7 protein-coding genes are annotated in these 7,807 nt (G+C 38.4%); 5 read left to right on the top strand and 2 right to left on the bottom strand.

Going from position 1 to position 7,807, the window contains the following annotated elements:
* From ftsY to rimO, 5 genes are all read left to right on the top strand, one after another.
* A partial coding sequence (ftsY, locus tag GILLI_RS04545) for a signal recognition particle-docking protein FtsY (RefSeq protein WP_084810939.1) occupies positions 1 to 857 on the top strand: 857 nt, incomplete at its 5' end.
* Positions 858 to 975: 118 nt separating this feature from the next.
* On the top strand, positions 976 to 2,613 hold the full coding sequence (locus GILLI_RS04540; RefSeq protein ID WP_006987940.1) for an amidase family protein: 1,638 nt from the start codon (positions 976 to 978) through the stop codon (positions 2,611 to 2,613).
* Between the two features lie 2 nt (positions 2,614 to 2,615).
* A complete protein-coding gene (locus tag GILLI_RS04535) occupies positions 2,616 to 2,966 on the top strand; it encodes a hypothetical protein (RefSeq protein WP_006987939.1) in 351 nt (116 codons plus the stop codon).
* Between the two features lie 48 nt (positions 2,967 to 3,014).
* Positions 3,015 to 3,875, top strand: coding sequence for an aminotransferase class IV (locus GILLI_RS04530; RefSeq protein WP_006987938.1), 861 nt, complete (start codon positions 3,015 to 3,017; stop codon positions 3,873 to 3,875).
* 502 nt (positions 3,876 to 4,377) lie between these two features.
* On the top strand, positions 4,378 to 5,730 hold the full coding sequence (gene rimO, locus GILLI_RS04525) for a 30S ribosomal protein S12 methylthiotransferase RimO (protein ID WP_006987937.1): 1,353 nt from the start codon (positions 4,378 to 4,380) through the stop codon (positions 5,728 to 5,730).
* A gap of 148 nt (positions 5,731 to 5,878) precedes the next feature.
* On the opposite strand, the gene GILLI_RS04520 is transcribed toward rimO, so the two are convergent.
* The gene (locus tag GILLI_RS04520; protein WP_006987936.1) at positions 5,879 to 6,937 is read right to left on the bottom strand and encodes a class I fructose-bisphosphate aldolase; all 1,059 of its coding nucleotides are present in this window, start codon (positions 6,935 to 6,937) and stop codon (positions 5,879 to 5,881) included.
* A 181-nt stretch (positions 6,938 to 7,118) separates the two neighbouring features.
* Positions 7,119 to 7,793: a TIGR02117 family protein gene (locus tag GILLI_RS04515; protein ID WP_006987935.1), complete on the bottom strand. Its 675-nt coding sequence runs from the start codon at positions 7,791 to 7,793 to the stop codon at positions 7,119 to 7,121.
* Positions 7,794 to 7,807 lie beyond the last annotated feature (14 nt).

The following is a 7,807-nucleotide window of genomic DNA, read 5'->3' as shown; positions in this document are numbered from 1 at the left end:
CCGTGGCCGGAAAGTCCAAAGTGGATGAAGACGTTCTGGATGATTTGGAAGAGGTTTTAATAAGCAGTGATGTAGGAGTTACAACAACAATAAAGATTATAAGACGTATCGAAGAGCGGGTTGCAAGGGATAAATATTTAGGAACTGCAGAGCTTAATGAGATCTTAAAGGAAGAGATCGCAGGGTTGTTATCTGAAACCGATTCTGGAGATACCGATGGGTTTAATTTCAAAAGCGATGGAAAACCCTATGTGATCATGGTAGTAGGCGTGAATGGAGTTGGGAAGACCACAACTATTGGAAAGTTGGCATATCAGTTTAAAAAAGATGGAAAGAAAGTATTGCTGGGTGCTGCAGATACGTTTCGCGCAGCGGCTATAGATCAGCTTCAAATTTGGGCCGACAGAACTCAGGTTCCAATGATCAAACAACAAATGGGAAGCGATCCTGCCTCGGTAGCTTTTGATGCCGTTCAAAGCGGGGTTACTCAAGGTTCAGATGTAGTTATTATTGATACCGCCGGAAGGTTACACAATAAAGTGAACCTGATGAATGAACTTACCAAGGTGAAAAGAGTCATGCAAAAAGTCATTCCCGGTGCTCCACATGAGGTGTTGCTCGTTCTTGATGGATCTACAGGTCAAAATGCTTTCGAGCAGGCAAAACAATTCACTGCCGCTACCGAAGTTACTTCCCTGGCGGTTACAAAACTCGATGGTACCGCAAAGGGTGGAGTTGTGATAGGAATCAGTGATCAATTTAAGATCCCGGTGAAATACATTGGAATAGGCGAAGGCCTGGAAGACCTTCAGGTATTTAACAAATTTGAATTTGTAGATTCCTTTTTCAAAAAATAATCGATTTAAGTTAATTAGCTATATATTTTATGAAATGAGCATAACGCGGATATGAAACAAACACCGATGAAGATATGCGAATTGCATATGACCATTAAAAAACAATAAATAGCTACATATGAAAAAAGCAATATCGTTGTTACTTTTTTTCCTCGTCTTTATTGGATGTAAGGAAAATACCGCAGAAAAAAATAGTGTTCAGGATCAAACAGATTCTACCGGGGTTTCTTCAGAATTGGAATTTAAAGTGCTGGATTCTAAAATCATTAATAAAGATTCACTTTGGGCTCCCTTCAATGTAGAAATGGAATCATTTTCAAAGGATCGATATTCTATGTTGCAGCCAATGATCATGGATAAAACTATTCCGGATATACAAAACGCTGTAAAAAACGGAGATTTCACCTATGAAGAGCTGGTGAAGTTTTATTTGTACAGGATCAGGAAATTCGACAGGAACAATGAAAAAAGCCTAAATTCAGTAATTTCCATAAATCCGGATATACTCGAACAAGCCCGGGAAAAAGACCGTGCTTTCAAGGCCGGAGAAAGAAAACATGCTATTTTTGGAATTCCTGTGCTTTTAAAAGATAATATTAATACAGAAGGACTTCCAACTACTGCGGGTTCTATAGCGCTGAAAAATAATCTAACCGAAGATGCTTATATCGTTGAGCGTTTAAAAGAAAACGGCGCCCTTATTCTCGGGAAAGCCAATTTAAGCGAATGGGCTTATTTCTTCTGCTCAGATTGCCCAAGCGGATATTCTGCTATCGGTGGTCAAACCTTAAATCCGTACGGAAGAAAAATACTTGATACGGGTGGTTCCAGTTCTGGAAGCGCGGTGGCAGTGGCTGCCAATTTAGTAACGGTTGCAGTCGGATCGGAAACTTCTGGATCTATTTTATCTCCTTCAAGTCAAAATTCCTTAGTTGGTTTAAAGCCTACTATTGGGGTTTTAAGCAGGGGTGGAATAATTCCAATATCAAGTACTTTGGATACTCCGGGCCCAATCACAAAAACTGTTATTGACAATGCTATTTTATTTTCTGCTATGACGGGAAAGGATGCTGAAGATCCTGCTTCAGTAAAAAATAAAAATTTAACAAAGGATTTCTATTCTAACGTATCAGCAACCGGAACCTTAAAAGGAAAAAGATTTGGGGCTATGAAATCTCTCATGGAGGATTCTCTTTATGTTGCAGCTGTAAATGATCTTAGAAAAGCCGGAGCTGAAATAATTGAATTTGAACCGGAGGAAATAGACCTTCCCAATTTCCGTCGTTTATTGAGTCTGGATATGAGAAATGATCTCCCGGAATATTTTGAGAATTATGGAGGCAAGGTTGATTTCAAATCTGTTCAGGATGTGGTAGCTTTCAATAAAATAGATTCAACCATACGGGCGCCTTATGGTCAGGGATTGTTTATAGGGATTCTGGAAGATTCGGCAACCAATGATGAGTTTACTGCCATAAAGGATACTTTAAGAAGGAATGGAAAACGCTTTTTTGAAGTTCCCATGAACACCCATAATCTGGATGCAGTACTATCTATAAATAATTACCATGCCGGATTTGCTGCAGTAGCATTGTATCCTGCAATAACGGTTCCTATGGGGTATGGAGATAATAACGCCCCAAAAGGCCTGACTTTTATCACCAAACCATATCAGGAAGATCAGCTTTATAAATTTGCTCAAGCGTATGAGCAGGTTTCAAAGAAAAGAGTTTCCCCAAAAAATTATAACGAGTAGGAATGCCAAAAAGGAATTTAAAGGGTCTTATAAGCAAAATTATCCTGTTCTATAGCTTTTTTTATATAGTAATGAAGCTTATTGCGATCTTGTTTCAGGGTGCCTGGGCAATCCCGAATTTAATCCTCACGCTTCCGTTTGTTGTTTTTGCCGCAATTGGGTGGGTAATGTTAAAGCGTGAAGAATATTCCTGGATTTATGTAATCGCCGGGGTTGTAATTATTAGTGTCATTCGCTATTATGAGATGGATTGGGTAGTGGAGATCCATCGATATTTTAATCCATCCAGTGAGTTGGGTTTCCAGAAGAATTCTTTAAATTTATGGATGTATTTACCTTCTATATATTTTTAGAACTTGTCGCGAAGCAATTGATTATAATATATTTACACCTAAGTACTAATGAAGCCGAAGAAAAACTATCCCGCTGAGGTTTACCTTAACGGAAAATGGCTTAAGCACGATCAAGCCTTTGTTTCGGTATTTGACCGCGGATTTATGTTTGGTGACGGAATTTATGAAGTAACTCCTTTTTATAATGGAATCCCGTTTAAGCTGAAGGAACATCTAGAGCGATTGCAATATTGCCTGAATGAGGTTCAAATAGAATTCGATGTTACCTCATTGGAAAAAATAATGCTGGAAGCGGTTTCACGTGCCGGATTATCTAAAAGTGATGCAGCTGTATATATTCAAATCTCCCGAGGAACTGCACCCAGAACTCACTTTTTCCCTGAAAACCCGACTCCGGTTATTTTGCTTTATTCCTTCCCCGTCAATCTGGAAAAGTTTGAAACCAAGAGGTGGAAGCTTTTGGTTTCTGAAGATAAACGCTGGCACCGTTGTGATATAAAAACCACAGCGCTTATGGCAAGTATCATGGCAAATGATGAGGCTATTTCTTTAGATTTTGAGGAGAATCTTCTGGTTCGCAAAGGATACTTTACGGAAGCTTCCCACTCAAGTGCTTTTTTTGTAAAATATAAAACAGTTTATACCCATCCTGAAGGGCCAAATATTCTCTCCGGAATTACCCGAAAGCAAATAATTTTGCTCTGTAAAAACTCAGGGATTAAGGTGAAAGAAAAAGCCGTACATCTGGACGAACTTGTAGAAGTAGATGAAATATTCCTCACCGGTACAACAACTCAGGTAGTACGAGTAGAATCTGTTCATTCAAGGGAGAAAGAACTTTTTCGTGCCAGGAAAAGCGATATCACCACTTTCTTACAGAATGAATTTATCAAATTAACCAGAGCTTAAATGGGACTGAAATTTTAAAAATATTCTAAAATTTTAGCCAATTTGAATAACATAAAAGTGAAAGACTTAAATCGACTTGTCCAATTTCAGGTTGATTTTCTATATCAATGGTGGTGTCTACAATTCCGTTAATTAATTTTTGGGCTATGCGTTTTCCCGCTTTTAATTTATACTAGCTATAAATATCATCAAGTATGTCCTCTGCTATTTGTAACCAATAAACTTCTAATTCCATTTTTGGATTTTGGCTTTTAGGTCCGTGGCTTTAATCATTCGTCCATTTTTAGAATCGTCCATAGCTTGGTCGATTTTTTTGGCGATTATTCTATATCAAACAAGCTTAAGTTGTTAGATAGGGTAGTTCTAATTTTAGATCGTATCTTTGCACCCGCTTTTGAAGAGAGATTTCAATAATCGCTCCCGGAACTTTCAGATTTAAAGGAACTTAATTGTTTTATAAAGCTGTAAGTACTGTTTCAGAGTAATTTAATAGAATGTATTTATGAGGACGAAGTCATTAAAGAAGAATAAGATCAATGTAGTAACTTTGGGTTGCAGCAAGAATGTTTATGATAGCGAAGTGCTGATGGGGCAATTAAAGGCTAATAACAAGGATGTTGTTCACGAGGAAGAGGGGAATATCGTGGTAATTAATACCTGCGGATTTATAGATAATGCCAAGGAAGAATCTGTAAATACCATTCTGGAATTCGTTGAAAAGAAACAACGGGGAGAAGTGGATCAGGTTTTTGTGACCGGTTGTTTAAGCGAACGTTATAAGCCGGATCTTATCAAGGAGATCCCGGATGTTGATCAGTATTTTGGTACTACCGAACTTCCTGCCCTTTTAAAAGCACTGGAAGCCGACTATAAACATGAATTGCTTGGAGAAAGGATTACTACCACTCCAAAAAATTACGCCTATCTTAAAATAGCTGAAGGCTGTGACAGGCCTTGTTCTTTTTGTGCCATTCCTTTAATGCGCGGAAAACATAGATCTACCCCTATTGAAAAACTGGTGGTAGAAGCCAAAAACCTTGCAAAGAACGGGGTTAAGGAATTAATACTTATCGCACAGGATCTAACCTATTATGGGTTGGATATTTATAAAAAAAGAAACCTGGCAGAATTACTTGAAAACCTTGTAAAGGTTGAAGGTATTGAGTGGATCAGGCTGCATTATGCATTCCCAACAGGTTTTCCTATGGATGTGCTTGATGTTATGAAGCGGGAACCAAAAATTTGCAATTATCTCGATATTCCGTTACAACATATCAATACAGAATTATTGAAATCTATGCGCCGCGGTACTACCCATGAAAAAACCACGAACCTTCTAAAGGATTTTAGAAAAATGGTTCCGGAAATGACGATTAGAACTACGCTTATTGTGGGATATCCGGGCGAAACCGAAGCGCATTTTCAGGAAATGAAGGATTGGGTTAAAGAAATGCGTTTTGAGCGTTTAGGCTGTTTTACCTATTCTCATGAGGAAAATACACACGCCTATAATCTGGAAGATGATGTTCCTCAGGAAATAAAGCAGGAACGTGCCAATAAAATCATGGAGATACAGTCTCAGATCTCCTGGGAACTGAATCAACAGAAAATAGGACAAACTTTTAAAGTTGTTATAGACCGGAAAGAAGGGAATTACTTCATTGGTCGTACCGAATTTGATTCTCCCGATGTAGATAATGAGGTACTTATTGATGCTACCACCACCTACCTTAAAACAGGTGAATTTTACGAGGTGAAGATCACCGAAGCAGCCGATTTCGATTTGTATGGGGAAGCTTTAAATGTAACTTCTGAAAAGCCTGTGAGAAAAGAAATCAAGGTTAAGACTTTCTAAGAATTATTTTTTACCAACTAAAATAAGGCTGAACAGGATATTTTCAATTTTTTTGATTGTACAAGATCTTTAAAACTTCACATTATTTCAGAAGGAACTATTTCTGCCTCATAGGTGGGTTTTGGTTGCTCCCCGGAATTTTTATACATTATGCAACTGTAATTTCCGGTTCCAGGTAAACTTCCTGTACACTTCTTAAAATTTCTATTCCTTCTTTCAAGGGTCGCTGAAAGGCTTTTCTTCCCATGATAAGTCCGCTTCCTCCTGCTCTTTTGTTGATAATTGCAGTTCGCACCGCTTCCCTGACATCAGACTCGCCTTTGGAACCGCCACCGGAATTGATTAATCCGATCTTTCCCATATAACAATTAGCGACCTGCAACCTGCAAAGATCTATAGGATGATCGGTAGTCAGGCTATTGTACATCTCGTCATTAAATTTTCCGAAGTTGATGTTTTTAAATCCAAAATTGGTTTCCGGTAATTTCTGTTTAATTATATCGGCCTTTATGGTTACACCCAAATGATTGGCCTGGCCTGTAAGATCGGCAGCGCTGTGATAATCTTCCTGCTCGGTTTTGAAGTCGTTGTTTCGGGTATAACACCATAAAATAGTAGCCAGTCCCAGCTGGTGTGCTTCCTCGAAGGCGATCGCGATTTCCTGGATTTGCCTGTTGCTTTCTTCAGATCCAAAATATATCGTAGCTCCAATGGCAGTAGCTCCAAGATTCCAGGCTTCTTTAACGCTGCCATAAGGAATTTGATCATATTGGTTTGGATAGGTTAGGAGCTCGTTATGGTTGATCTTCACCACAAATGGGATTTTATGTGCGTAACGCCGGGCGTGTAAACTCAAAGCTCCAAAGGTGGTGGCAACCCCGTTACAACCCGCCTCAACTGCAAGTTTAATAATGTTTTCCGGATCGAAGTAATCCAGGTTTTTATAAAACGAAAACGCTGCCGAATGTTCTATTCCCTGATCTATTGGCAGGATATTTAAATAACCTGTTCCGCCCAAATTCCCGTGATTGTACAAATTAGAAAGGCTTTTTAATACCTGCGGATTCCTGTCGCTATCGATGAAATTATCGACAGTTTGAGGATCCGGTATTTGAAGCCGTTTCTTTGGTATTTTTTTGCTTACATGGTCCAAATAATAGGAGGCATCCTCTCCAAGTTTTTCACGAATTTCATCTATAGTTTTCATATTTCAGGTTTTAGTTTTCTAAAAATCAACAATTTCGGACTTGCCTCAAGGTTCTTGATTTTTCTGTATAGATCATTATCCCTAATTTAAAACGGTCTGACTGAATTTAAAGATTTTAATCCATAGCTTTGCTATTCTAAATTATAAAGTATTTATAAAATATCTTAAAAAAGAAAAGATCTTAGGGATATCTAAAAAAGATCCCTTCCTCAAAGGGAGTCCATAAAGAAGCTTTTAAGCCTGAATGTTTTAAGGCCTTATTCACCCAGGTATTGCAAGTATTAAATAAATTGAGAGATCCCTTTGCCTTATAAAATGCATCCTGCCCGCCATAATGCAAACCTTTAACAGGTTGACTCTTTCCTCCTTTATCATAAATAAATGTGTTGGAGATATATTCGGATAGTCGGCGGTATTGTAAACTATCGATCATCAATGGTTTAATGTTTTCATTTTTAGGTATCCCGTCGTGAAATCGGGCATGAATAGCAGAAGGGGTTTTCAGGAAAAGTGCTTGAAATGCGGTTTTAAATGTGAGATCTTTCCATTCCGGTGTGTTTTGGTAAAACAACAGGTCTCCCCAGCCAAAGCTTACATAGCTGCTATTTGTAGTGGGCAGCAAGGTGTGTTGAGGATGAACAACTTCTGTCCAGTCTATGATGTCAGTTTTAACAGGGACAGCAATATCAACGTGTACCCCGTTTGAGATAAGGTAGATTTTTATATCCGGATTGATGGTTTCAGGATTTGAATTTACCGGAATAGCCACGCCTATAAGTACAATGGCAAAATATAACACTAGGGGAACAAAAAGGATTCCCAGGAAATACTTTAAAAAACGGACTAGCTGTCTCATTTAAAAAAGATACG

The sequence above is a fragment of the Gillisia limnaea DSM 15749 genome, assembly GCF_000243235.1.
GTDB classification, from domain to species: domain Bacteria; phylum Bacteroidota; class Bacteroidia; order Flavobacteriales; family Flavobacteriaceae; genus Gillisia; species Gillisia limnaea.
Note: the sequence above shows the minus strand (reverse complement) of the source record. Positions and strands in the feature narration are given on the sequence as shown.

Coding starts and splice junctions, on each gene's coding strand:
- GILLI_RS04515 (WP_006987935.1), bottom strand. CDS start 7,793: ATGAGACAGCTAGTCCGTTTTTTAAAGTATTTCCTGGGAATCCTTTTT.
- GILLI_RS04535 (WP_006987939.1), top strand. CDS start 2,616: ATGCCAAAAAGGAATTTAAAGGGTCTTATAAGCAAAATTATCCTGTTC.
- rimO (WP_006987937.1), top strand. CDS start 4,378: ATGAGGACGAAGTCATTAAAGAAGAATAAGATCAATGTAGTAACTTTG.
- GILLI_RS04540 (WP_006987940.1), top strand. CDS start 976: ATGAAAAAAGCAATATCGTTGTTACTTTTTTTCCTCGTCTTTATTGGA.
- GILLI_RS04520 (WP_006987936.1), bottom strand. CDS start 6,937: ATGAAAACTATAGATGAAATTCGTGAAAAACTTGGAGAGGATGCCTCC.
- GILLI_RS04530 (WP_006987938.1), top strand. CDS start 3,015: ATGAAGCCGAAGAAAAACTATCCCGCTGAGGTTTACCTTAACGGAAAA.